The sequence below is a fragment of the Winogradskya consettensis genome (genome assembly GCF_018332715.1).
Taxonomy (GTDB): domain Bacteria; phylum Actinomycetota; class Actinomycetes; order Mycobacteriales; family Micromonosporaceae; genus Actinoplanes; species Actinoplanes consettensis.
On record NZ_BOQP01000022.1, the window covers coordinates 14,181 to 37,955 of the forward strand.

The 23,775-nt window shown below is 70.1% G+C and carries 18 protein-coding genes and 1 tRNA gene; 4 read left to right on the forward strand and 15 right to left on the reverse strand.

Going from position 1 to position 23,775, the window contains the following annotated elements:
- Positions 1–47: 47 nt before the first annotated feature.
- The 7 genes from Aco04nite_RS21385 to Aco04nite_RS21415 all read right to left on the reverse strand — a co-directional run bounded on the left by Aco04nite_RS21385 (position 48) and on the right by Aco04nite_RS21415 (position 6,985).
- Entirely contained in the window at positions 48–758 is a 711-nt protein-coding gene (locus tag Aco04nite_RS21385) for an ABC transporter ATP-binding protein (protein WP_203834613.1), read from the reverse strand.
- Positions 748–1,641 (reverse strand): ABC transporter ATP-binding protein, encoded by an 894-nt coding sequence (locus Aco04nite_RS21390; protein ID WP_212999029.1) that lies wholly within the window; start codon positions 1,639–1,641, stop codon positions 748–750. Before Aco04nite_RS21390 ends, Aco04nite_RS21385 begins: the two co-directional genes overlap by 11 nt.
- On the reverse strand, positions 1,634–2,785 hold the full coding sequence (locus Aco04nite_RS21395) for a branched-chain amino acid ABC transporter permease (protein ID WP_212999030.1): 1,152 nt from the start codon (positions 2,783–2,785) through the stop codon (positions 1,634–1,636). Before Aco04nite_RS21395 ends, Aco04nite_RS21390 begins: the two co-directional genes overlap by 8 nt.
- Positions 2,782–3,723 carry a branched-chain amino acid ABC transporter permease gene (locus Aco04nite_RS21400; protein ID WP_203834616.1) on the reverse strand — a complete coding sequence of 314 codons (942 nt, stop codon included), beginning with the start codon at positions 3,721–3,723 and terminating at the stop codon, positions 2,782–2,784. Before Aco04nite_RS21400 ends, Aco04nite_RS21395 begins: the two co-directional genes overlap by 4 nt.
- 66 nt (positions 3,724–3,789) lie before the next feature.
- Entirely contained in the window at positions 3,790–4,941 is a 1,152-nt protein-coding gene (locus Aco04nite_RS21405; RefSeq protein WP_212999031.1) for a branched-chain amino acid ABC transporter substrate-binding protein, read from the reverse strand.
- A 234-nt stretch (positions 4,942–5,175) separates the two neighbouring features.
- Positions 5,176–6,351, reverse strand: coding sequence for a hypothetical protein (locus Aco04nite_RS21410; protein ID WP_212999032.1), 1,176 nt, complete (start codon positions 6,349–6,351; stop codon positions 5,176–5,178).
- A 10-nt stretch (positions 6,352–6,361) separates the two neighbouring features.
- The gene (locus Aco04nite_RS21415; RefSeq protein WP_203834619.1) at positions 6,362–6,985 is read right to left on the reverse strand and encodes an ANTAR domain-containing response regulator; all 624 of its coding nucleotides are present in this window, start codon (positions 6,983–6,985) and stop codon (positions 6,362–6,364) included.
- Positions 6,986–7,112: 127 nt separating this feature from the next.
- On the opposite strand from Aco04nite_RS21415, the gene Aco04nite_RS21420 reads away from it, so the two are divergent.
- Positions 7,113–7,195 (forward strand) — tRNA-Leu (locus tag Aco04nite_RS21420).
- A gap of 335 nt (positions 7,196–7,530) precedes the next feature.
- Entirely contained in the window at positions 7,531–8,682 is a 1,152-nt protein-coding gene (locus Aco04nite_RS21425; protein ID WP_212999033.1) for an HdeD family acid-resistance protein, read from the forward strand.
- 42 nt (positions 8,683–8,724) lie between these two features.
- Here Aco04nite_RS21425 and Aco04nite_RS21430 read toward each other — a convergent pair whose 3' ends face one another.
- Complete coding sequence (locus Aco04nite_RS21430) at positions 8,725–9,603, reverse strand: acyl-CoA thioesterase (protein ID WP_212999034.1); 879 nt, start codon at positions 9,601–9,603, stop codon at positions 8,725–8,727.
- Positions 9,600–11,036: a pyruvate kinase gene (gene pyk, locus Aco04nite_RS21435; protein ID WP_203834622.1), complete on the reverse strand. Its 1,437-nt coding sequence runs from the start codon at positions 11,034–11,036 to the stop codon at positions 9,600–9,602. The genes Aco04nite_RS21430 and pyk overlap by 4 nt, the downstream gene beginning before the upstream one ends.
- A gap of 363 nt (positions 11,037–11,399) precedes the next feature.
- On the opposite strand from pyk, the gene Aco04nite_RS21440 reads away from it, so the two are divergent.
- Positions 11,400–12,512 (forward strand): helix-turn-helix domain-containing protein, encoded by a 1,113-nt coding sequence (locus Aco04nite_RS21440; RefSeq protein WP_212999035.1) that lies wholly within the window; start codon positions 11,400–11,402, stop codon positions 12,510–12,512.
- Positions 12,513–12,516: 4 nt separating this feature from the next.
- Here Aco04nite_RS21440 and Aco04nite_RS21445 read toward each other — a convergent pair whose 3' ends face one another.
- The 4 genes from Aco04nite_RS21445 to gltB form a co-directional block, all read right to left on the reverse strand.
- Positions 12,517–13,332 (reverse strand): transporter substrate-binding domain-containing protein, encoded by an 816-nt coding sequence (locus Aco04nite_RS21445; RefSeq protein ID WP_212999036.1) that lies wholly within the window; start codon positions 13,330–13,332, stop codon positions 12,517–12,519.
- Between the two features lie 13 nt (positions 13,333–13,345).
- The gene (locus Aco04nite_RS21450) at positions 13,346–13,972 is read right to left on the reverse strand and encodes a hypothetical protein (protein WP_212999037.1); all 627 of its coding nucleotides are present in this window, start codon (positions 13,970–13,972) and stop codon (positions 13,346–13,348) included.
- Positions 13,973–14,084: 112 nt separating this feature from the next.
- A complete protein-coding gene (locus tag Aco04nite_RS21455; RefSeq protein ID WP_212999038.1) occupies positions 14,085–15,563 on the reverse strand; it encodes a glutamate synthase subunit beta in 1,479 nt (492 codons plus the stop codon).
- Positions 15,556–20,127: a glutamate synthase large subunit gene (gene gltB, locus Aco04nite_RS21460; protein WP_212999039.1), complete on the reverse strand. Its 4,572-nt coding sequence runs from the start codon at positions 20,125–20,127 to the stop codon at positions 15,556–15,558. Before gltB ends, Aco04nite_RS21455 begins: the two co-directional genes overlap by 8 nt.
- Positions 20,128–20,275: 148 nt before the next feature.
- On the opposite strand from gltB, the gene Aco04nite_RS21465 reads away from it, so the two are divergent.
- Entirely contained in the window at positions 20,276–21,157 is an 882-nt protein-coding gene (locus Aco04nite_RS21465) for a GNAT family N-acetyltransferase (RefSeq protein WP_212999040.1), read from the forward strand.
- Between the two features lie 39 nt (positions 21,158–21,196).
- Here the strand turns inward: Aco04nite_RS21465 and Aco04nite_RS21470 are convergent, their stop codons facing one another.
- Together Aco04nite_RS21470 and lgt are read right to left on the reverse strand one after the other, a co-directional pair.
- Positions 21,197–22,387, reverse strand: coding sequence for an FAD-dependent oxidoreductase (locus Aco04nite_RS21470; RefSeq protein ID WP_212999041.1), 1,191 nt, complete (start codon positions 22,385–22,387; stop codon positions 21,197–21,199).
- Between the two features lie 16 nt (positions 22,388–22,403).
- Positions 22,404–23,768 (reverse strand): prolipoprotein diacylglyceryl transferase, encoded by a 1,365-nt coding sequence (gene lgt, locus Aco04nite_RS21475; protein ID WP_244876169.1) that lies wholly within the window; start codon positions 23,766–23,768, stop codon positions 22,404–22,406.
- Positions 23,769–23,775: the final 7 nt, after the last annotated feature.

The following is a 23,775-nucleotide window of genomic DNA, read 5'->3' on the forward strand; positions in this document are numbered from 1 at the left end:
CAACAGGGCGTCCCCCAACCGGGGAACGCCCTGTCGATGAAGCGAAATCAGGCGACGCCGAGGTAGGCCTCTTTGACCGCCGGGTCCGTGAGCAGGTCCTGCCCGGTGCCGGCCTTGACGATGGCACCGGTCTCGAGCACGTAGCCGCGGTGGGCCCGCGACAGCGCCTGCTGGGCGTTCTGCTCCACCAGCAGCACCGTGGTGCCCTGCTGGTTGATCTCCGTGATGATGTCGAAGATCTGCTGGATGATCATGGGTGCGAGACCCATCGACGGCTCGTCCAGCAGCAGCAGCTTGGGCCGGCTCATCAGCGCCCGGCCGACCGCGAGCATCTGCTGCTCGCCGCCGGACAGGGTGCCGGCGGCCTGCTTGGCCCGCTCCAGCAGACGCGGGAACAGGCCGAACACCCGCTCCAGGTCGGCGGCGATGCCGGCGCTGTCACGCCGGGTGTACGCCCCCATGTCCAGGTTCTCCCGCACGGTCATACCCGGGAAGACGCCCCGGCCCTCGGGCGACTGACAGATGCCCTTGATGACCCGCAGGTCGGCGCGGAGCGTGGAGATGTCCTCGCCGTTGAACACGATCTTGCCCGACGCCAGCGGGTTCAGCCCCGAGACGGCGCGCATCGTGGAGGTCTTGCCGGCGCCGTTCGCGCCGATCAGCGCCACGATCTCGCCCTCTTCGACCTGCAGGCTGATGCCGTGCAGGGCTTCGATGCGGCCGTATTTGAGCGTGACGTCCTGCAGCTCAAGCAGCATCAGCGGACTCCCCCAGGTAGGCGGCGATCACCTTCGGGTTGTCCCGGATCTCGGCCGGGGTGCCTTCGGCGATCTTCTTGCCGAACTCCAGCACCACGATCCGGTCCGTGACTCCCATGACCAGCCGCATGTCGTGCTCGATCAGCAGCACGGTGTAACCCATGTCGCGGATCTTGCGGATCAGCTGGTTGAGCTGCTCCTTCTCGGCGGGGTTGAAGCCGGCGGCCGGCTCGTCGAGACAGAGCAGCTTGGGCTCGGTCGCGAGCGCCCGCGCGATCTCCAGGCGCCGCTGGTCGCCGTAGGGCAGGTTGCGGGCCAGCTCGTTGGCGCGGTGCTCGATGCCGACGAGACGCAGCAGCTCGAGCGACTTACGCTCGCCCGCCCGCTCCTCCAGCGTGTGCCGGGAGAGGCCGAAGATCTTGGCACTCGTACGCGCGACCTGCTGCCACGTGCGCACCAGCCCGTTCGACGAGTTCACCCGCGGCAGCTCCTCGGGCTTGACCTTCACCCGGTAGAGCCGGAAGAGCGCGCCGAGCACGCTCGTGTAGTGCCGCGAGTCGGTGCCGACCATGACGTTCTCGATGGCCGACATCTCGGGGAAGAGCCGGATGTTCTGGAACGTCCGGGCCACCCCCATCCGGTTGATCTCGTGCGGCTTCTTGCCCGTGATCTTCTTGTCGTCGAAGAGCACACCGCCCGACGTGGGCTTGTAGACGCCGGTCATGACGTTGAAGCAGGTCGTCTTGCCGGCACCGTTGGGCCCGATCAGCCCGAGGATCTCGCCCTTGTAGAGGCTGAAGCTGACGTCGTTGAGCGCCACCACGCCACCGAAGCGCAGCGTGACGTGATCGACGTCGAGAAGAACTTCGCGTTCGTCAGGCACCGACGGCCACCTCCTCCTGACGGTCCTTGAGCTCACGGGCGCGCCGCTTGCTCGGCAGCAGGCCCTGCGGGCGCAGGAGCATGACGAGCACCAGCGCCAGGCCGAAGACGAGGAACCGGTACTCCGAGAAGTCCCGGAACCGCTCCGGCAGGTACGCCAGCAGCACCGCGCCGAGCGCCGCACCAGCCATGTTGCCAGATCCGCCGACAACCACCATCGCCACGAACAGGATGGAGAGGTTGGCGTTGAACTGGTTGGGCTCGATGAAGCCCTGCCGGCTGGCGAACAGGAAGCCGGAGAGGCCACCGAGCGCCGCACCGATGGCGAAGGCCCACATCTTGAACTTGAACGGATTGACACCCATCACCGCAGCGGCGTCCTCGTCCTCGCGGACCGCCAGCCAGGAGCGGCCGACCCGGCTGTTCTCCAGCCGGCGGACGAGGAAGACGACGAGCAGCACGATGGAGAGCGCCAGCCAGTACCACGGCTTCGCGTCGATGAGACCGAAGATGTGGTTGTCGGCCGAGGGCGCGCCCTGCGGACCGGGGATGGAGGCGATACCCGCCGGGCCACCCGACCAGTTGGTCGAGTTGCGGATCACGATACGGATGATCTCGCCGAAGCCGAGCGTCACGATGGCGAGGTAGTCACCGCGCAGCCGCAGCGTCGGCCAGCCGAGGATGACACCCGAGATCATCGCCAGGGCGATGGCGATCGGGATGCAGATCGCCCAGGTGATCGCCCACTCCGGGGCCAGGTCGAACTTGTCCTGCAGCGACTTGACGACCGGCGACTGCGTGGAGCCGAAGATCGCGACGGCGTAGGCGCCGATCGCGAAGAAGCCCACGTAGCCGAGGTCGAGCAGGCCCGCCAGGCCGATGACGACGTTGAGGCCGAGTGCGATCAGCACGTAGACCGCGCAGGTGAAGAGCACACCCGCCCAGTTGTTGCCACCCTCGATCGAGTCGGTCCGCAGCCAGGTCAGACCGGGAACGCCGAGCAGCGGCAGGTAGTAGAGGAACGCGACGAAAGCCAGGAAGCCGATGCCGCGCTGCCATTTCGGCAGGCCACGCCACCGGTTGCCGACGCCGGCGAAGAAGTTGCTGACGCCGGAGAGGCGTCCTTCGTTCGTGGTCTCGGTCATGCGCGTGCCCTCCCCAAAGACTCTCCGAGCAGGCCGGTGGGGCGGAACAGCAGCACCACGACCAGCACGACGAACGCGGCGACGTCCTCCCAGTTGGACTGGGTGAGGGTGGCGGCGTAGACCTCGACGACGCCGAGGAGCAGACCGCCGAGGAGCGCGCCACGCAGGTTGCCGATACCGCCCAGGACCGCGGCGGTGAAGGCCTTGAGGCCCAGCAGGAAGCCTACGTTGAAGCGGGTGTTGCCGTACCGCACCGAGTAGAGCAGTGCGGCGGCGCCCGCGAGCAGGCCACCGAGCAGGAAGATCAGCATGATGACGCGGTCCTTGTTGACGCCCATGAGCGCCGCCGCGTCGGGGTTCTGTGCCACCGCCCGCACGCCCCGGCCGTAGCGGGTGCGGTTGATGAACTGGTCCAGCGCGAACATCATCACAAGAGCCGCGACGATGGTGATGAGCTGGGTGTTGGTGACCTCGGTACCGAAGATGGTGAAGGCCACCTTCTGCTTGATCAGCGTCGGCATGCCCACCACGAGCCGGCCCTGCCAGATGCCGAACGTCTCGGAGAGCACCATGGAGATGCCGATCGCGGTGATCAGGAAGATCAACGGTGGTGCGTTGAGCTGGCGCAACCGTCTGTAGGCCACGCGTTCCACCGCGACCGCGGTGGCACCCGAGGCCAAGGCTCCGCCCAGCAATCCCGCGGCAAGCAGCAGCAGCGTCATTGCCACGCCCTGCGTGCCGTCTGCGCCCAGCAGGTTCCACACCCCGAGAACGGCGAAAGTGCCGATCATGAAGACCTCGGAGTGGGCAAAGTTGATCAGCTTCAGTACGCCGTAGACCAGGGTGTAGCCGAGCGCGACGAGGGCGTAGATAGAGCCCTTCGCCAAACCGTCCACCGTGTGCTGGCCCAGGTGCCCGAAGAGTTCATCGAAGTTCACGAAATCCCCTTTTTGCACCAGACGCGGCCGGAGGCATCGCCTCCGGCCGCGTCACAGAACCGCGTACTAGCTGAGCTTGATCTCCTGCTGCGCCTTGAACGCGCCGCCGGTGATGTCGTAGGACCAGATGACGACCTTGCTCTTGTCAACGTCGCCGTTCTCGGCGAACTTCAGGTACTTCGAGACGCCCTGCTTGTCGTAGGCGCGAACCCACTCCTGCAGCTCGGCGCGGGTCTTCTTGCCGGCCTTGTAACCCTCGAGGAGGATCGTCGCGCCGTCGTAGCCCTCTGCACCGTAGGAACCCGGCGCCTCGCCGTACTCCTTGGTGAAGTCGGCGGAGAACGTGCCACCGGCCTCAGCGGCGGGCAGACACGGGCAGGTCACGACCGCGCCGTCGGCGGCGGCACCGGCACCCTTGGGGAATCCGGGGTCGTACAGGCCGTCGAAGCCGAGGAACTTGGCGGTGACGCCGGCGGCGCGGGCCTGCTTGAGCAGCGGGGCAGCCTCGTTGGTGTAACCGCCGTACGCGATGACGTCAGCCTTCGCGGACTTGATCTTCGAGATCGTGGCGTCGAAGTTCTGCTGGTCCGTCTGGACCTTGTCGGAACCGGCGACGGTCGCGCCGAGACCGGCCTTGACCTTGTCGATGATGCCCACGCCGTAGGTCTGACCGTCGTCGATGACGAAGACCTTCTGGCCCTTGAGCACGTTCTTGATGTAGGTGACCGCGGCTTCGCCCTGCGTGTCGTCGTTGCCGACCACGCGGAAGAAGTTCTTGTGGCCGAGCGTGGTGAGCTCGGCGGCGGTGGCCGACGGGCTGACCATCACGAGGCCGGCGGCGTCGTAGGTCGCCATGGTGGCCTTCGACTCACCGGAGAAGTGACCACCGATGACCGAGGTGAACGACTGGTCCTGGGCCACCTGGTTCGCAATCGGGGTCGCCTGGTCGGCGTTGCCCTGAGTGTCGAAGTCCTGCATGGTGACCTTGCAGTCGGGGTTCGCCGCGTTGAACTGCTTGACGGCGAGCTTGGCCCCGTTCAGCGACGGGATGACCAGGCCGGCGTTGGGACCGGTGAAGGCGCCGAAGATGGCGATCTTGCCGCCGCAGGCGGCCGAATCCGTAGTGTCGTCGCTGCCGGCGTCCTGGCAAGCTGCCATGCCGAGCAGTGCCGCGGACAGACCCACGGCTCCGAGGGCCCGTACAAAGTTTCGCCTCAAGGCTTATGACCTTTCATCCTGGTGCAGGCGGGGCGCCGCGGACAGAAGGTCATCACGTGCCGTCCCCGTCATGTCCGTACCGCATTGCCTGCTTACTGCTTGTGATGGCGGAGCGTACTTGCCCGGCATTACCTGCGTAAGCCGTAGAAGGCACACTTGCCAAACCGTTACGAAGCCCGGCGCGTTAGGCCTGGTCTGTCCTGCCCGAGTGGCCCATGCAACACGTTTCGGACGTTACCTGTCTGTTTCGTCCAGATAAATTAGTGCCTTTTGGGCATCGTCGGCGATCAGCAGCACCCCGCCGGGTCCTACGGCGACGGCGACGGCGCTGTCCGCCCCGGCGGCCACCTGGGCAGGCATCGCGACCGGCGACCAGGCTCTGCCACCGTCGGGCGAGGACCAGAGGGAATACGCGATGCCGTCCGAGGTGACGGCGGTGAGGACCCCATCGGCGTACGCCACGGATCTGACACCGCCGCGACCGGCCGGGGCGACGGCGCCGAAGGCACCGGCCGGGACCCACGTCTGCCCCTGCAACCGCCAGGCCACGAACCGGCCGCCACGGACCCCGACCGCGACCGGCACGTCGGCGACGGCCACCCGCTGCAGTTCCTCGTAGTCCGGCGTCGGCTCCGCGGCGGGTATCGCCGTCCAGGACCTCCCGTCGGGCGAGGTCCAGCCCGCGGCGTCCCGGTCGATCCGGCCCGTCGGCAGATAGCCACCGACGACCAGCCAGCCCGCGCCGGACGGGACTCCGTCGAAGGCCCAGCTCTCCCCCGCCGCGGTGGAGGCGAGGCCGGGTGCGCGCTCGTGGATGTCGAAACGGGTCGCGTCCGCCGAGGTCCACGCCGCGGCGCCGCTCATCCGGTTGCCGGTGATCAGCCAGCCGGCGGGCCCTGCGTCGAGCCGCGACACGTTGACTGCCTGCGGCCCGCCGTACAGCTCGAACGGCGCGGTGACCTCGCGCAGGGTGCCGGCGGCGGTCTCGTACCAGGAGCTGGTGCGGGGGTTGCCGTGCGCGCCGCCCACCTTCGCGCCGACCGCGGCCATCCGGCCGTTGCGGCAGGCCACCGACGACAGGATGTTCTGCTCGCCGTAGTACGTCTTCGCCTCGATCGCAAGCGGGTGCCAGGACCGGCCGTCGGTGCTCGACCAGGCCGCCGGACGGGTCGCGTCGACGCTGGTCGCCACCGCACCCACCGCGAACCAGTGCCCGGGGCAGAAGGTCACATCCCGCAGCACCGTACGGCCGGGAGTCCCCGGCGGCGCGGGAAGCTCGACGGCCCGCCAGGTCCGCGCGGCCGCGGAGGGTGCGGGCGGGGACGGTGAATCGGTGGAGCACCCCGCCAGTCCGGCCGCCAGCAGCGCCGCCACGAAACGGCGCAGAGCTGGACGGCCGGCCAAAGTCACTGGATCGGCATCACTGGGGCGGCTGGACCTCGGCCGAAGGCTCCTGGCCCTCGGCGAGGATGCGATCGGCGACCTCACGCATGGTCATCCGGTGATCCATCGCGGTGCGCTGGATCCACTTGAACGCCTGCGGCTCGGTCATCGAGAACTTCGTCATGAGCTCGCCCTTGGCCCGCTCGACCGATTTCCGCGTCTCGAGCCGGTCGGTGAGCCCGGCCACCTCGGTCTCGAGCGCGGAGATCTCCGAATACCGGGAGAGGGCGATCTCGATCGCCGGCACCAGGTCGGACTTCTGGAACGGCTTGACGAGGTACGCCATCGCCCCGGCTGCCCGGGCGCGTTCGACCAGATCGCGCTGACTGAAGGCGGTGAGGATCACCACGGGGGCGATCCGCCCGCCGGCGATCCGCTCGGCGGCCGCGAGGCCGTCCATGATCGGCATCTTGATGTCGAGGATGACCAGGTCCGGGATGAGATCCTCGGCCAGGCGCACCGCGGTCTCGCCGTCGCCGGCCTCACCGACGACGTCATAGCCCTCCTCGACCAGCATCTCGGCCAGGTCGAGCCGGATCAGAGCCTCGTCCTCGGCGATCAACACCCGCCTGCGCTCGGCACTCGCCTGCGTGTCGGCCACGAAACTCCTACCCCCAACACTCCCGAAGTCGCGACACCCGGGTATCTGGGTGTCACCCCCGACAGCGTAGTAGGTAGTGTGTGTCCTGCTCGTATCGCCGTGACCTTGGTCGCGGTGAGTCGTGCGCGCCGGGGTGGAGGAATGGCAGACTCGGGGCACTCAAAATGCTCTGTCCGAAAGGGCGTGCGGGTTCGAATCCCGCCCTCGGCACTTCTGTAGGACGTCGCACCCCCGGGTCCATCCCGGGGGTCGATTTTTTATCGGTACGCCCGAACGTGCTGACCTGCCGCAACAGCGAGCTGAAGAGCCTCCGCGACGACGCGCGCCGTCAAGCCCGAAATCGTTGATCAATTGCACGCAGAGCGACCGTCCCGCATTTCCCCGTGACTTTCCCACACGATCGGGTGACGCGTGCCGGAACGCGTGACGGTGTGCCAAAAACGATCATGGACCCCGGGCGCGCCGACCGCGGGTTTTTCCGGAAAGACCGGTTTGCCGGACCCGGCTGGTGTTGTCATGGCAGTACCAGCACTGCGGGAGGCTCCATGTTGTGGTCCGGATCATCGCCCCTGACCGTCGTGCGTGACGGGATGTGGGGCTTCCTGCTCTTTTCCGGAGTGGCCTGGCTGGCGGTCGCCTGGAGCGTGCTGCGGCTCGAACCCGCCGACGTCGCCCGGGTGGCCGGACCGGTCATCCTGTTCGCCGCGCTCACCGAGGCCGTCCGCGCGCTCGCCGGGACGCGTACGTGGTGGCTGAACCTCGGCATGGCCGCGCTGTTCGCCGCGACCGGGGGCGTGCTCCTCGCCGACGGCAGCAACTCGTGGACCACGCCGGCGGCGCTGATCGGCTGGTACCTGATGGTGCGCGGGGCCGCCGACCTGGCGATCGCGATGATGACCCGGGAGATCGATCGGATCTGGGGGCTGCTGACGGTCGTCGGGGTGCTCGAGGTCGGGCTGGGGTTCTACGGCGCGAGCTCGTTCGCGCGTACGGCTGAGATCGTGGTGGTGATCCTGGGGGGTGCGGCCGCGATCCGGGGCGTTGCCGACCTGGTGGCCTCGCTGCGGCTGCGGGAGGCCACGGCAGGGACGCGCGCGCAGCGGCTGCTGGAGCTCCCGGAGGAGCGCGCGCTGGGCGTTGCCGGCTACACGGCGGGCCTGGGGGACTACAACGAGGCTCCCGTGCGGGGTCCGGCTCCGCGGCACGCCGCGGCCACCACCCACCGCACGTCGGCCGCGGGCATGGCGGATCTGTCCGGGCCGCCCGTTTCAGCAAATCCTCTGGGTACGCCCACAGCGGGCTTCTCCGGCGTCATCCACCCCGGCACCACGAGCGGCAGCTTCCACGACGAGGTACTGCGGACCACCGCGGATCTGGACACCATGCTCGCGCTCGCCGGAGTGACCGGCTCCGGCACCGCGGGAGTGGCCGCCCAGGCCGCCGCCGACCAGGCCCAGCAGGTGCGCGTCCCCGACACCGCCGAGGGCGCCGAACTGCCCGATCCCGCCCTCGCGGCGGCCACGGAGGCCTCAGCACAGGCAGCGGCGACCGCGGCGGCCAACGCCTCGCAGGACCCGCAGCGTTACGCCGACAACTCCCAGCTGCCGATGCTGGACCCCACCGCACACGCCGCCCGCGCCGCGATGCCCGGCATGGACGACACCTCGATCATCACCCGCGGCCGCCTGCTGGACTGACCCCCGCCAGGCACCGACGCGGCCCCTCTTGAGGCGCCGTCTTCAGGCGCCAACGCGGCGCAACAAGCCTTCCTGGACGGCGCTGGCGATGTGGGTGCCGTCGCGGGTGAACATGCGCCCGCTGGCGAGGCCACGGCTGCCCGACGCGGACGGGCTCGTGCAGTCGTACAGGAACCATTCGTCCGCGCGGAACGGGCGGTGCAGCCACAGTGCGTGGTCGAGGCTGGCGCCGATCACGCCGCCCGGGCCCCACACCTCGCCGTGCACGGACAGGACCGAATCGAGCAGGGAGAGGTCCGAGGCGTACGTCAGCGCGCAGGCGTGCAGGAGCGGGTCGTCCGGCAGCTTGCCGTTGATCCGCATCCAGACGCGCTGCTCGGAGGCCGCCGCCCGGTCACCGGGCGGGACCCAGCCGGGCGTGCCCAGATAGCGGACGTCGATCGCCTGCGGGGAGGCGTTGAACGACGACCGCCGCTCCGGGTAGCGCTCCAGCCAGTCGGCCATCGTCGGGGTGTCCTCCGGGCCCGGCACGTCGGCCGGAGCCGGTGTGTGGTGGTCGAGACCCGCCTCGGTCACCTGGAACGACGCCGACATGAAGAAGATCGTCCGGCCGTGCTGCTGGGCCGTCGAGCGGCGCACCGAGAACGAGCGGCCGTCGCGAATCGTCTCCACGGTGAAGTCGATCGGGACGGTGGGGTCGCCGGGGCGCACGAAGTAGCCGTGCAGGCTGTGCACCGAGCGGGCCGGATCCACGGTGCGGCCGGCCGCCACGAGCGCCTGCCCCGCGACCTGGCCGCCGAAGACCCGCTGCGCTCCCACCTGTGGGCTCTCGCCCTGGAAGCGGTCCTGGTCCAGCTGCTTGAGGTCGAGGACCTCGAGCAGCTGGTCGACGGCGGCCTGCCCGGAGAGGGGCACGGTCACACGGTGCTCGGGTCGACGAGCGAGCCGAGCTGGTGGACCCGCAGGGTGTTGGTCGAGCCGGGGGCGTTCGGCGGGCTGCCGGCCACGACCACGACGTACTCACCGGGCTTGGCCAGACCGAGGCCGAGCATGGCCTGATCGACCTGGCGGAACATGTCGTCGGTGTGCTGGACGAAGTCCGTCAGGAACGTCTCGACACCCCAGGAGAGCGCGAGCTGGTCGCGGACCTCGGGGACGGGCGTGAAGGCGAGCAGCGGGAGCTCGCTGTGCAGCCGGCTGAGACGCCGGACGGTGTCACCGGTCTGCGAGAACGCGACGAGTGCCTTGGCGCCGATGTTCAGCGCGATGCGGGCCGCCGCCACGGTCAGCGCGCCGCTGTGGGTGCGCGGGTCGTGCTGCAGGATCGGGACGCCGAAGTCGCCGCCCTCGGTGGTCGTGACGATCTTGGCCATGGTGCTGACCGTCAGGACGGGGTACTTACCGACCGAGGTCTCGCCGGAGAGCATGACCGCGTCCGCACCGTCGAGGACGGCGTTGGCGACGTCGGAGGCCTCGGCGCGGGTCGGCCGGGAATTCTCGATCATCGAGTCGAGCATCTGGGTGGCGACGATGACCGGCTTGGCGTTCTCGCGGCACAGCTGCACCGCGCGCTTCTGCACGAGCGGCACCTGGTCGAGCGGGAGCTCCACACCGAGGTCGCCACGGGCCACCATGACACCGTCGAACGCCAGCACGATCGCCTCGAGGTGGTCGACCGCCTCGGGCTTCTCGACCTTGGCGATGACCGGGACGGTGCGCCCCTCCTCGGTCATGATCTCCTGGACGAGCTTCATGTCGTCGGGCGAGCGCACGAAGGAGAGCGCGATCAGGTCGACGCCGAGGCCGAGCGCGAACCGCAGGTCCGCCTCGTCCTTGTCGCTCATCGCCGGGACGCTCACCGCGACGTTCGGCAGCGAGACACCCTTGTTGTTGGAGACCGGGCCACCCTCGGTGACCAGGCAGCGGATGTCGTTGCCGTCGACGGCGGAGACCTCGATGGCCACCTTGCCGTCGTCGATCAGGAGGCGGTCACCGACCTTGACCTCCTGCGGCAGCTTCTTGTAGGTGCACGAGACGCGGTCCGGGGTGCCGAGGATGTCGTCGCTCGTGATGGTGACGCTGTCACCGGTGGCCCACACGTGCGGCCCGTTGGCGAACTTCCCGAGCCGGATCTTCGGACCCTGCAGGTCGGCGAGGACCGCGACGGCCCGGCCGGTCTGCTTCGCGGCGGCGCGGATCAGCTCGTAGATCTTCTGGTGATCCTCGTGGCTGCCGTGGCTGAAGTTCATGCGGGCCACATCCATGCCCGCCTCGACCAGGCCGAGCATGCGCTCGGGGGAGGCGGTTGCGGGACCCATGGTGCAAACGATCTTGGCGCGGCGTGTCACAGCCATCAGGCTAATCTCTCTTTCGGGCGGGCCTGCCGGCCGACCCCCGTCAGGATGGTGAAATGCGGGTGACGACACCCCGCGCTCGCAGGCAATCTCAGCAGGCGGGAACGGGCGGGCGTCAACGACCGCGATACGGCCTCAGCTTATCGCCCGGCCCCCCTGTGACGGCGGCGACTGCCATCGTTCACCCTCAGCAACCGGCTGGTCCGCTTTCCCGGTGTTTCCGATAATCCGGTGTTGCCCGGCGTCCCCGGCACCGGACACCCCCGCACGACTCCGCCGGAGCCGTGCGGAAGAGAACCCGGCGACCCGGCCCGCGCCCGTGAGGGGGCGATATCGGGAGCGAAGACTTCGTAGTATGTCGATGTGACTGATCCGGTGGGTGCGTTCTGTGCGGAGCTCAGAAATCTCGTCCGCAGCTCGGGCCTGTCGGCCAACGCGGCCGCCCGCCGGCTCCACCTCAGCAGGAGTCAGTTCTACGCGATCATCAACGGCGAGGTCCGCCGGCCGCCCGACTGGGGCAAGGTCGAGACTCTCATCCGGTTGTGCGATGAGGACGATGCCGCGGTGGCCGCGTGGCGCACCCGGCACGACCGGATGATCCGCGAATACGACGAGCTCCGCGTTCAGCAGCGGGAAGCCGGCACCCTCGAGGAACCGGAGGAACCGGAGGAACCGGAGGAACCGGAGGAACCGGAGGAACCGGAGGAACCGGAGGAACCGGAGACGCCCGACGGGCCGGCCGCGGAGCCGGGCGGCGCCCGCAGGAGAAAGCTGCTGCTGGTGGCCGCCGTCATCGTCGCGGCCGCGGTCGCCCTCGTGGCGGTCGTGCTGGGGGTCCGCGACACCGGCGGCGAGGGTTCGGCTGCTGCCGGCGGGGCCACGCAGGCACCCACGCGCACAGCCTCCCCCGCGCCCACCGGCACAGCCTCCCCCGCGCCCACCGGCACGGCCTCCCCCGCGCCCACCGCGATGGGAGCGGAGGACGACGGCAGCACCGCCTGCGTCAGCGGGCCGCCCGCGCCCGGCACGGCGTTGCTGACCGTGCCGAGGGACCCGAAGGCCGGCGTGCCGAAGACGCAGGAAACGTGGTGGGCGTCCAATTCTCACGTCACGCTCTTCGGCGTGGGCCCGTCGGGGTTCAGCGCGGACGTCGTCGGCGGTACTGAACACGACTACAGCCTCGTCGTGCTGCACGGCTGCATCCCGCTGATCGCAAGGCATCGCTACACGCTGATCTTCACCGCCTCCGCCACGCCGGTGGGTTCGGCGCTGGTCCGGGTGCAGAACAGCCGGAACCAGATCGAGACGGGGTCGTTCCAGGACGTGGTTCACCTGACGGCCCAGCCGCGCCCGTTCACCTACACCTTCGAGGCCGCCGTGACCAGCAACAGCAGTGAGCTGACGTTCCAGGTGGGCGGCCAGCCGGACGATTTCCGCCTGACACTCACCGGGATCGGCCTCACGGAACAGGCCTGACCGGTCACTGCGGCGGGGTGCAGCTGAACTCCGACACCTTCAGCGGGCTGTGGGTGTCGTACTCGGACGGTGGCATGGTCGGCAGGTTGTTGGCCAGGAACGTCTGCCACAGACCCGTGGTGACGAACCTGCCGAGGGCACCCCGCAGGCGCTGGCAGAGCTCGAAGTTCCCCTTCCTGACGCCGATCCCGTAGAGCTCCAGGTGGCCGATGCGGGTGCCGAGGATCTCGTACCTGCCGGGATGGTCGTTCACGAAGCCGTAGAGCACCAGGTCGTCCGTGCCGATCGCCTGGACCTTGCCGGTGTCGAGCTGGTCGAGGCATTCGGTCAGGGTGGCACTCGCGCTGAAACTCGCGTATCCATAGTGATCGAGCTGGTCCTGCGACGTCGATCCCTCCTGGACACAGCCGGTCAGGTTCTGTGGTTTAACCTTGGCGAGCGCGGCCGCGTCGGTCTTGCGGACGAGCAGCGCCTGCTTGGCGATCAGGTACGGGCCGACGAAATCGACCTCCTTGGCGCGGGCGTCCGTCGCCGAGTACGTGGCGATGACCGCGTCGACGGTGCCCTCCTTGATCAGGGTCTCGCGGTTGAGGGACAGCGTGTCGTACGGGCGGACCGTGAAGCCGAGATCCTGGCCCAGCCACCGGGCCAGGGCGTAGTCGTAGCCGCTCCAGGCACCACCGACCGATTTACCCCAGCCGGGTACGTCCGCGTGCACGCCGATCGTGAGGTGTTCCCCGGGTGCGGCGGGCGGCGGGGTAGTAGTGGTGGTTCCGCAGGCGGCCAGAAGGAACGTGAGGGCGAGAGCAGCACGGGTCATCCGGTTCTTCATGTCAGCTCACAAACTCCGCGTCGGTGATGTCGATGGTCATCCGGCAGGCTTCCGGCGCGGCGACCGTGAGCCGGACCTCGCGGGCGGCGCCGCCCGGTCCGAGTTCCAGCTCCATCGGCTCACCGTTGGATGCGGTCGCTTCGTCGCGTACGGAGCCCCCGAAGATCAGGGCCGCCGTCAGGGTGGAGTCGCGTTCGCAGAAGCCTGAGGTGTCGGTGTTGTGGAGATGTCCGGTGAAGCGCAGTCGCTCACGGGCGACGCCGGCGGCGGACGGATGCCAGGTGACGGTCTGGCCGGTCTCCAGTGCGGCGGAGGTCATCGGGGCGGCGTCGATTCCTGCTTCCCGGCTGGTGTGGAACAGACCGGCCGCCACCACGACCATCAGCAGGGCGAGCATCCAGAGGCCGAAGCGGCGACCGGCACCCACCGGGGTGAACTCGGCGCTGCCGCGGCGGGCCAGGTAGACGGCGGTAAGGATGTCGAGGGAGCCGACGACGACCTGGAGCACGGACAACGCCCGGGCGCCGTCCTCGCCGGTGAAGAAGAGGTACGCCGCCAGCCCGCCGCCGAGAACGATGATGAGCAATGGCCAGCCCACGCCGCGCCGGCCGGTGTCCCGGTATGCCATGAGGAATAGTTGTCCGGCAGGCGGGTTTCACGTGGTGGAAACCGGACTACACCGGACTACACCGGAAACACGAAGGACCCGGCCATCCGGCCGGGTCCTCAGTGGAGATGCGTCAGCGGACGGTCGCGAGGGGCTGCGACGAGGGGTGTACGGGGGCCGGAAGCTCCCCGGGCGCACCCAGGTAGGTGTGGATCGCCGCGGCGGCGGCGCGGCCCTCGGCGATCGCCCAGACGATCAGGGAGGCGCCGCGGTGCATGTCGCCTGCCACGAAGACGCCGGGGGCGTCGGTCTGCCAGTCGTCGCCGGAGTCCACGGAGCCACGCCGGTTGGGGGTGACGCCGAACTGGTCGAGCAGCGGCTGGCGTTCGGTGCCCTCGAAGCCGATCGCGAGGAGCACCAGCTCGGCGCGCAGGTCGCGCTCCGAGCCGGGGGTGACGGTGACCGTACGCACTCCGTCAACCCGTTCGACCACGACATCGGCGACCCGTACGGCGGCCACGTTGCCGGAGCCGTCGTTGACGAACTCCTGCACGGCGACAGCGAAGACGCGCTCGCCGCCCTCCTCGTGGGCCGGGTAGTTGCGCAGGATGACGGGCCACGTCGGCCACGGGTGCTGGCCGGCGATGCGGGTCTCCGGGGGCAGCGGGTACTGGTCGAGCTGGATGACGCCGGCCGCGCCCTGGCGGTGGGCGACGCCGAGGCAGTCCGCGCCGGTGTCGCCGCCGCCGATGATCACGACGTGCTTGCCGTTCGCGTCGATCGGGGTGCTGTCCTGCAGACCCGCGACGACCCGGTTGGCGGGGACGAGGTGCTCCATGGCGAGGTGCACGCCGCCCAGCTCGCGTCCCGGCGTCCCGGGGGTGTCACGGCTCTCGAGCGCCCCACAGGTGAGCAGGACAGCGTCGAACTGTTCCCGAAGCTCAGCCGCGGTGATGTCGACGCCGACGTTGACGCCGGTGCGGAACTCGACGCCCTCGGCGGACATCTGCTCCATCCGGGCGTCGATGCGCTCCTTCTCCAGCTTGAAGTCGGGGATGCCGTAGCGCAGCAGGCCACCGATCGCGTCGTCGCGCTCGAAGACCGTGACCGCGTGCCCGGCACGGGCCAGCTGCTGGGCGGCGGCCAGGCCCGCGGGGCCGGAGCCGACGACGGCGACCGACTTGCCGGAGCGGGTGACCGGCGGCTGCGGCTTGACGTAGCCGAGGTCGAACGCGTGGTTGGCGATCTCCACCTCGACCTGCTTGATGGTGACCGGGTCGTCGGCGATGCCGAGGACGCAGGCCGCCTCGCAGGGCGCGGGGCAGAGCCGCCCGGTGAACTCCGGGAAGTTGTTCGTCGCGTGCAGGCTCTCGGCCGCCGCCGCCCACGCTCCCGTGCGGACCAGGTCGTTCCAGTCCGGGATGCGGTTGCCCAGCGGGCAGCCCTCGTGACAGAACGGGATGCCGCAGTCCATGCACCGGGTGGCCTGGTCGCGGATGAGCTCCTCGCCCGCGGGCGGGTAGACCTCGTGCCAGTCGCGGATGCGCACCGGCACCGGGCGCCGCTTGGGCAACTGCCGTTCGTACCTCAGGAAACCGTTCGGATCAGGCACGAGTCGCCCCCATAACTGCCTCGTCGACGTCGCGACCGGCAGCCTCGGCGGTCTTGATCAGTTCCATCACTCGCTTGTAGTCACGCGGCACGACGGCGGTGAACTCCGCCACCGCGGCCGGCCAGTCCCCCAGCAGCCGTTCGGCGACCGCCGAGCCGGTCTCGTCCAGGTGGGTCGTGACGAGCCGGTGCAGGATCTCCTGCTCCTCCGCCGTCAGCGGGGCCAGGTCGACCAGCTCCGGGTTGACCTTGGACGCGTCCAGGTTGTGGATGAACGCCATGCCACCGCTCATGCCCGCGGCGAAGTTGCGCCCGATCGAGCCGAGCACCACCACGACACCACCGGTCATGTACTCGGCGCCGTGGTCGCCGACGCCTTCGACAACCGCCGAGGCGCCCGAGTTGCGCACGGCGAACCGCTCGCCGGCCTTGCCGCGCAGGAACAGCTCGCCCGCCGTCGCTCCATAGAGGATGGTGTTGCCGGCGATGATGTTCTCCTCCGCGACGAACGGCGCGTCCTCGGCCGGCCGGATCGCGATCCGGCCGCCGGAGAGGCCCTTGGCCACGTAGTCGTTGGTGTCGCCGATGAGCCGCAGGGTCACGCCGCGCGGCAGGAACGCGCCGAACGACTGGCCGCCGGTGCCGCGCAGGGTGAACGCGATCGTGTTGTCGGGCAGGCCGTTGCCGCCGTACCGGCGGGTGACCTCGCCGCCCAGCATCGCGCCGACGCTGCGGTGGTCGTTGCGGACCTTCACCTCGGCGCGCACCTCGGTGCCGTCGGTCAGGGCCGGCTGGGCGAGCGCGATCAGCTCGTTGTCCAGCGCCTTGTCCAGGCCGTGGTCCTGCGCGACGACGCCGCGGCGGGCCGCGCCCTCCTCGAGCTCCGGCACGAACAGCACCGGGCTCAGGTCGAGGCCCTTGGCCTTCCAGTGGTCGAGCGCCGGGACCACGTTGAGCACCTCGGCCTGCCCGATCGCCTCGTCGATGGTGCGGAAGCCCAGCTCGGCGAGGTAGCCGCGGACCTCCTCGGCGATGAACATGAAGAAGTTCTCGACGAACTCGGGCTTGCCGGTGTAACGCTCGCGCAGCACGGGGTTCTGCGTGGCGATGCCGACCGGGCAGGTGTCCAGGTGGCAGACGCGCATCATGATGCAGCCCGAGACGATCAGGGGCGCGGTCGCGAAGCCGAACTCCTCGGCACCCAGCAGCGCCGCGATGATCACGTCGCGACCGGTCTTGAGCTGACCGTCGACCTGCACGGTGACCCGGTCGCGCAGCTTGTTCAGCAGCAGCGTCTGCTGCGCCTCGGCGAGGCCGAGCTCCCACGGCGAACCGGCGTGCTTGAGCGAGTTGAGCGGCGACGCGCCCGTCCCGCCGTCGTGGCCGGAGATCAGGATGACGTCGGCCTTGAGTTTGGCCACGCCTGCTGCGACGGTGCCGACCCCGATCTCAGAAACCAGTTTCACGTGTACGCGCGCAGCCGGATTCACGTTCTTGAGGTCGTGAACGAGCTGGGCCAGGTCCTCGATGGAGTAGATGTCGTGGTGCGGCGGCGGCGAGATGAGCCCGACGCCCGGGGTGGCGTGCCGCGTCTTCGCGATCCAGGGCCACACCTTGTTCCCGGGGAGCTGCCCGCCCTCGCCCGGCTTCGCGCCCTGCGCCATCTTGATCTGCAGGTCGTCCGCGTTCACGAGGTACTCGCTCGTCACACCGAAGCGGCCGGAGGCGATCTGCTTGACGCTGGAGCGCCGCGCCGGGTCGTAGAGCCGCTCGACGTCCTCGCCGCCCTCGCCGGTGTTCGACTTCGCGCCGAGCCGGTTCATCGCGATCGCCAGGGTCTCGTGCGACTCCGCCGAGATGGAGCCGTACGACATGGCACCGGTCGCGAAGCGCTTCACGATCTCCGACGCCGGCTCGACCTCGTCCAGCGGCACCGGCACCCGGCCGGGGTCGAAGCGGAACAGCCCGCGCAGCGAGCCCGCCGCCTCGGCCAGCCCGTCGACCTTCGCGGTGTACTGCTTGAAGACGTCGTACTGCTTGCTGCGGGTGGCGTGCTGCAGCAGGAACACCGTCTCCGGGTTGAAGAGGTGGACCTCGCCCTCGCGGCGCCACTGGTACTCGCCCCCGACCTCGAGACGGCGATGGCTGCGCTCGGCGGGGTTGCTGGGGTACGCCTTGGCGTGCCGGACGGCCACCTCGGCGTGGATCTGGGCCAGCCCGGAGCCGCCGATGCGCCCCGACGTGCCGGCGAAGTAGCGCTGCAGCAGCTTGTTGTCCAGGCCGACCGCCTCGAACACCTGCGCGCCGCAGTACGACGACACCGTCGAGATGCCCATCTTGGACATGATCTTCAGGACGCCCTTGCCGAGCGCCTTGACGTAGTTGCGGACCGCCTTCTGCGACTCCATCCCGGCGAGCGGGCCGGTCGCGATGAGGTCGTCGACGCTCTCGAAGGCGAGGTACGGGTTGACCGCCGCGGCGCCGTACCCGATGAGCACTGCCGCGTGGTGCACCTCCCGGCAGTCGCCGCTCTCCACGACGAGCGCGACCTGCGTGCGGGTCTGCTCGCGGACGAGGTGCTGGTGGACGGCCGCGGTGAGCAGCAGCGACGGGATCGGCGCCAGGTCGGCGTTCGAGTCACGGTCGGAGAGCACCAGGATGCGTACGCCGTCCTCGATCGCCTCCGACACGTGCCGGCAGATCTGGGTCAGCCGGGCCTTGATGCCCGCAGCCCCGTCGCGCAACGGGTAGAGACCGGAGACCCGGACCGCCTTGAAACCGGGCAGGTCGCCGTCCTCGTCGATGGAGAGCAGCTTCGCCAGCTCGTCGTTGTCGAGGATCGGGTAGGGCAGCACGATCTGCCGGCAGCTCGCGGGCCCCGGGTTGAGCAGGTTGCCCTCCGGCCCGATCGTCATCGACAGGCTGGTCACCATCTCCTCGCGGATCGCGTCCAGCGGCGGGTTGGTGACCTGGGCGAACAGCTGGTGGAAGTAGTCGAACAGCAGCCGCGGGCGCGTCGACAACGGCGAGATGGGCGTGTCCGTACCCATCGAACCGAGCGGCTCGGCACCGAGCCGGGCCATCGGCGCGACCAGGATCTTCAGCTCCTCCTCGGAGTAGCCGAAGATCTGCTGGCGGCGCATCACCGAGTCGTGCGTGTAGATGATGTGCTCGCGCGGCGGCAGGTCACCGAGGTCGATCAGCCCGGCGTGCAGCCACTCGTCGTACGGCTGCGCGGCGGCCAGCTCGGCCTTGATCTCGTCGTCGTGCACGATCCGGCCGGCCTCGGTGTCGACCAGGAACATCCGGCCCGGCTGCAGGCGGCCCTTGGCGACGACGGTCGACGGGTCGATGTCGAGCACGCCGGCCTCGGAGCCGAGCACGACCAGGCCGTCGCTCGTGTGCCACCAGCGCCCGGGGCGCAGGCCGTTGCGGTCCAGGACAGCGCCGATGACCGTGCCGTCGGTGAAAGCGACCGAGGCGGGACCGTCCCACGGCTCCATCAGGCTCGCGTGGAAGCGGTAGAAGGCGCGGCGGGCGGGGTCCATGCCCGGGTCGTTCTCCCACGCCTCCGGGATCATCATCAGCACCGAGTGCGGCAGGCTGCGCCCGGCGAGGTGCAGCAGCTCCAGCACGGCGTCGAAGTTCGCGGAGTCGGACGCCTCGGGCGTACAGATGGGGAAGAGCCGTTTGATTTTGCCCGGCACGTTCGGCGACTTCAGCAGCGCCTCGCGGGCCGCCATCCAGTTCTTGTTGCCACGGATCGTGTTGATCTCACCGTTGTGGGCGATGAACCGGTAGGGGTGCGCCAGCGGCCACGACGGGAACGTGTTGGTCGAGAACCGCGAGTGCACCAGCGCGATCGCGCTGTCCATCCGCTCGTCGGTGAGGTCCGGGAAGAATTCCGGGAGCTGGTCGGGCGTGAGCATGCCCTTGTACGTGATGGTGCGCGCCGACAGCGACGGGAAGTAGGCGCCGACGCCGCGCTGCTGCGTCTCCCGCTCGGCCTGCTTGCGCACGCAGAACGCGACGATGTCGAGCTCCTGGCCCGTGAGACGCTGCCCGGTGCCGGCGCCGGTGATCCGCTCGGCGGCGAGGAAGACCTGCTTGATCGCGGGGCGGGCGGCCTCCGCGGTCGCGCCCAGGCCGGACGGGTCCACCGGGACGTCGCGCCAGCCCAGGATCTCCGCACCCTCGACGAGGGCGTACTTCTCGAAGACCGCGATGGCGCGGGCCGCGTCGGAGACGTCGGTCGGCAGGAAGACCAGACCCGTGGCGTACGCGCCCGGCTCCGGCAGCTCGAAGTCGACGATCTCGCGCAGGAACGCGTCCGGGACCTGGATCATGATGCCGGCGCCGTCGCCGGTGTTGTACTCGGCGCCACGGGCGCCACGGTGGTCGAGCCGGATCAGCGCGGAGAGACCCTTGGCGACAACGTCGTGAGACCGTCGCCCGTGCAGGTCAGCGACGAACGCGACGCCGCATGCGTCGCGTTCGTTTGCCGGGTCGTAGAGCCCTTGCGAGCCTTGGGAATGCTGCGCAGCCACCGGGCCTCCGATCGTCACTTGTGTTTCCGTTTCAGGTCGGGACGACGTCGGCCCTGCAAAAGTCTCTCGATACTACGTTAGTCAGCACCGAACGCCAGGTGCGGATGGATCACACTGCCCGCGCCGGGATCACCCTTGATCCGCGCCGGTTCGATACGCTGCCGCGGTGGCGCTAGAGGATACCGATATCTTCCCCAGGCTGGAGCGGTTCTACGACGCTGTCCCCCGTGACGCCGCGGTAGCGGAGGAAATCGGGGAATTCGTGCTGTTCGTCCGCGAGGGTAGGGGATGGCCCTACTACGCCCGGCCACGCCTGGGCGGCGAAACACCGTCCGCTGCCGATGTTACTGCCGTCCGTGCCCGGCAACGAGAGGTCAGCGCCCCCGAAGCCTTCGAATGGGTGCACGAGACGACCCCGGACCTGCTCGCGGTCGCCCGTTCCGCGGGGCTGGACGTGCTTCTCGCGCCCCTGCTCGTGCTCGACCGCGCGGCCCTGGTGCCGGAGCTGCCCATCCCCGGCGCCGCGATCCGCTTCCTCGAGCCGGGCTCGCCGTCCTTCGCCACCGACATCGCCGCGACCCGGGCGGTGGGACGGCTCGGTTTCGACGCCCCCGCCTCGGCGACCTCCGCCGCGCCCAGCACCGCCACCGCCGGGGCGCTGACCCTGGACCCCGCCGGGCCCGAACAGCGCGACGCCGTGCCGCAGCCGAGCGCCGAGATGATCGCCGAGCAGGAGCGCCGGCACGCGTCGGGCCGGTGCATCAGCGCGGTTGTCGAGTCACCGGCCGACGGCATCGTCGCCTGCGGCTCGGTGCAGCGGGTCGACGGCGTGAGCGAGGTGGTCGGGGTGGCGACGCTGCCCTCGGCCCGCCGCCAGGGGTACGCCTCCCAGCTCACCGCCAACCTCGCCCGCCGCGCCCTGCTCGAGGGTGACGACCTGGTGTTCCTGTCCGCGGCCGACGACGACGTGGCCCGGCTCTACTCCAAGATCGGCTTCCGCCGTGCGGGGACGGCCTGCATCGGCTCCCCCGCCGCCGCAACGGTCTGACGCCCTTCGGGCTTGGTCGGGCGGGCTTGGTCGGGCGGGCTATTCCGGCGGCTGCCAGTCGGCGGTGTGGCCGTGGGCGTGGCCCAGGATGCGGGGGCGTAGCGAGCCGAGGGCGGCGTTGCGCGCTCGCAGTGCCAGCCGGCCTCGGGCCTGCACGACGGCTGACATGCGCCGCGTCTGGCGTACCACCGAAGCGGTTCTCGGGCGCCTCGCCCGGTCGTAGTCCTCCACCGCCTGGCCGAGTTCAGAGCCCGGTGAAGCCGTGGCCACCAGCGACCGCAGCGTGGCGGCGTCCTCGAACGCGAGGCAGGCGCCCTGACCCAGGTGGTGCGGCATCGCGTGGGCGGCGTCGCCGAGCAGCACCACACCACCACTGCCGCAGCGGAACCCATAGGCCCGGGGCAGCGGCCGCAGCTCGCGAACCTCCTGCGGCACCAGATCCTCGGGGCGGGTGGCGGCGAGCAGCTCCCCGACGGGCGGATGCCACGCGGCGAACCACCGGCGCAGCAGGGCGAGCTGGGTCGCCGCGGGTTCGGGACGCGGTGCCCCGGCAGCGGTCGCGACCCAGTAGACGCCGCCCTTCCCGGCCGCGCGTTCCCCGAGCGGCATGGAGACGAAGCGGTATCCGGCGCCCAGGGTCTCTCCCCCGGCCGCCTGATCCGGGGGGAGTTCCGGGGCTCGGTAGCGGGGCACGACGGCCTGCCACGCCGCGAAGCCCGAGCCGACCACCACGGCTTCCGGGGCGAGCGCGTGCCGGACCGCGCTGTCGATGCCGTCGGCCGCGACGACCAGGTCGGCCTCGTAGAAGATCCGCCCGTCACCGACCGCCGGGCGTGACCCCCGATGAGCGCGAACCTTGGTGATCTCCACGCCGGTGCGGATCTCGACGTGATCGTTGAGACCCGCCACCAGCGCGTCGTACAGGTCCTCCAGGTGCACCACCGCCGGCGCCGGGCCCGCACCCGGACGGGTGTGCGGCGCGACCAGGAACTGGCCGTCCGGGCGGCGTACCCCACCGTCGGGCAGCGGCGCCGCGATCGACGACCAGCCGCCGTCGGGGTCCAGCGCGTCCAGTGCCCGGCGGCCGTTGGGCCAGAGCACCAGGGCGGTCGGCGGCGCGGCAACCCGCTCGCCCCGCTCCAGCAGCGTCACCTGCCAGCCGTCGCGGGCCAGCGCACCGGCGGCGGCCAGCCCGGCCATGCCCGCACCCACCACCACCGCCGTGCGCATAACCGCGCCCCGGGCCTTAACGCTCGTCGGCGGGGGCGGCAGCTTCGTCGTCCGCCTTGCTGCCGGCGGCCTCGTCGGCCTTGGCCGTCGCACTCGGCGTGCTTGCGGCGGTCGCAGTCGGGACGGCTGCGGGGGCCGCAGTCGGCGTGGTTGCAGGGGTCGTGCTCAGCGACTCGGTCGCAGTCGGGGCGGCTGAGGCGGTCGGGGCGGCTGAGGCGGTCGGCGCGGCTGAGGCGGTCGGCGCGGCTGAGGCGGGCTTGGCGAAGGCGGACACCTGGTCCTTCGGCGCCGGCTCAGGCTCGGCGACGGGCTCCGCGGCGGGCTCCACCTTGGCGGCGGGCTCGGGATCTGCGAGTGGTTCGGGTTCGGCGGGCGCCAGGATTCCCGTACGTTCGTACGCCCGGAACTCCTCCTCGCTCACCACCCGGTAGGCCTTCGGCGCCTTCGCGGGCTCCTTGTCCGAACCACCGGCGACGTCGACCTGATTGACGTCGCTCTCCGCCGCCACGGCCACGGGCACGGTGTCGGGCGCGTCGATCGGCACGACGTACTCGCGCGGCCCCTTGACGAGCAGGAAGTAGATCAGCGCCGCGAGGAACACGATGATCGCGGTGAAGACGTTGAGCCGGATGCCGAAGAAGTGGTTGGCGTCGTCGACGCGCAGCATCTCGATCCAGAACCGGCCCGCGGTGTACGCCATGACGTAGATCGCGAACGCCCGGCCCTTGCCGAACTTGTACTTGCGGTCCAGCGCCCAGACCAGCACGGCGACGCCGACGTCCCACAGCGCCTCGTAGAGGAACGTGGGCTGGTAGAGGCCCGGCAGGGTCACGGCCTTGCCGTCGATGACCGTGGCGTGACCCGGGTTGGAGCGGTCCATGTCGTGCACCTGCAGACCCCACGGCAGCGTGGTGGCCTTGCCGTAGAGCTCGTTGTTGAACCAGTTGCCGAAGCGGCCGACGGCCTGGCTGATCGGCAGCGCGGGTGCGAGCGCGTCGGCGAAGACCGAGAGCGGCAGGCCGAGCTGGCGGGCGGCCAGCCAGGCGCCGAGCGCGCCACCGGCGACCGCGCCCCAGATGCCGAGGCCGCCCTCCCAGATCTGGAAGATCCGGAACGGCTCACCGCCGGCGCCGAAGTACTCGGCGGGCGAGCTGATGACGTGGTAGATCCGGGCGCCGACGATGCCGAACGGCACGGCCCAGACCGCCATGTCCAGCGAGGCCCAGGGTGCGACACCCCGGCGGCGCAGGCGTTGCTCCATAACCAGGACACCCACGACGATGCCCAGCACGATGCAGAGCGCGTACGCCCGGACGGGCAGGCCCAGCAGGTGCCACACCGACGTCGTCGGACTGGGGATGGAGGCGTAGTCGTAGTTCACGCGCGCA

What these genes read in the sequence shown, in the direction of transcription:
- Aco04nite_RS21385 (WP_203834613.1), bottom strand. Translation starts at nt 758, where the DNA reads ATGCTGCTTGAGCTGCAGGACGTCACGCTCAAATACGGCCGCATCGAA.
- Aco04nite_RS21395 (WP_212999030.1), bottom strand. Translation starts at nt 2,785, where the DNA reads ATGACCGAGACCACGAACGAAGGACGCCTCTCCGGCGTCAGCAACTTC.
- Aco04nite_RS21425 (WP_212999033.1), top strand. Translation starts at nt 7,531, where the DNA reads ATGTTGTGGTCCGGATCATCGCCCCTGACCGTCGTGCGTGACGGGATG.
- pyk (WP_203834622.1), bottom strand. Translation starts at nt 11,036, where the DNA reads ATGGCTGTGACACGCCGCGCCAAGATCGTTTGCACCATGGGTCCCGCA.
- Aco04nite_RS21445 (WP_212999036.1), bottom strand. Translation starts at nt 13,332, where the DNA reads ATGACCCGTGCTGCTCTCGCCCTCACGTTCCTTCTGGCCGCCTGCGGA.
- Aco04nite_RS21450 (WP_212999037.1), bottom strand. Translation starts at nt 13,972, where the DNA reads ATGGCATACCGGGACACCGGCCGGCGCGGCGTGGGCTGGCCATTGCTC.
- Aco04nite_RS21470 (WP_212999041.1), bottom strand. Translation starts at nt 22,387, where the DNA reads ATGCGCACGGCGGTGGTGGTGGGTGCGGGCATGGCCGGGCTGGCCGCC.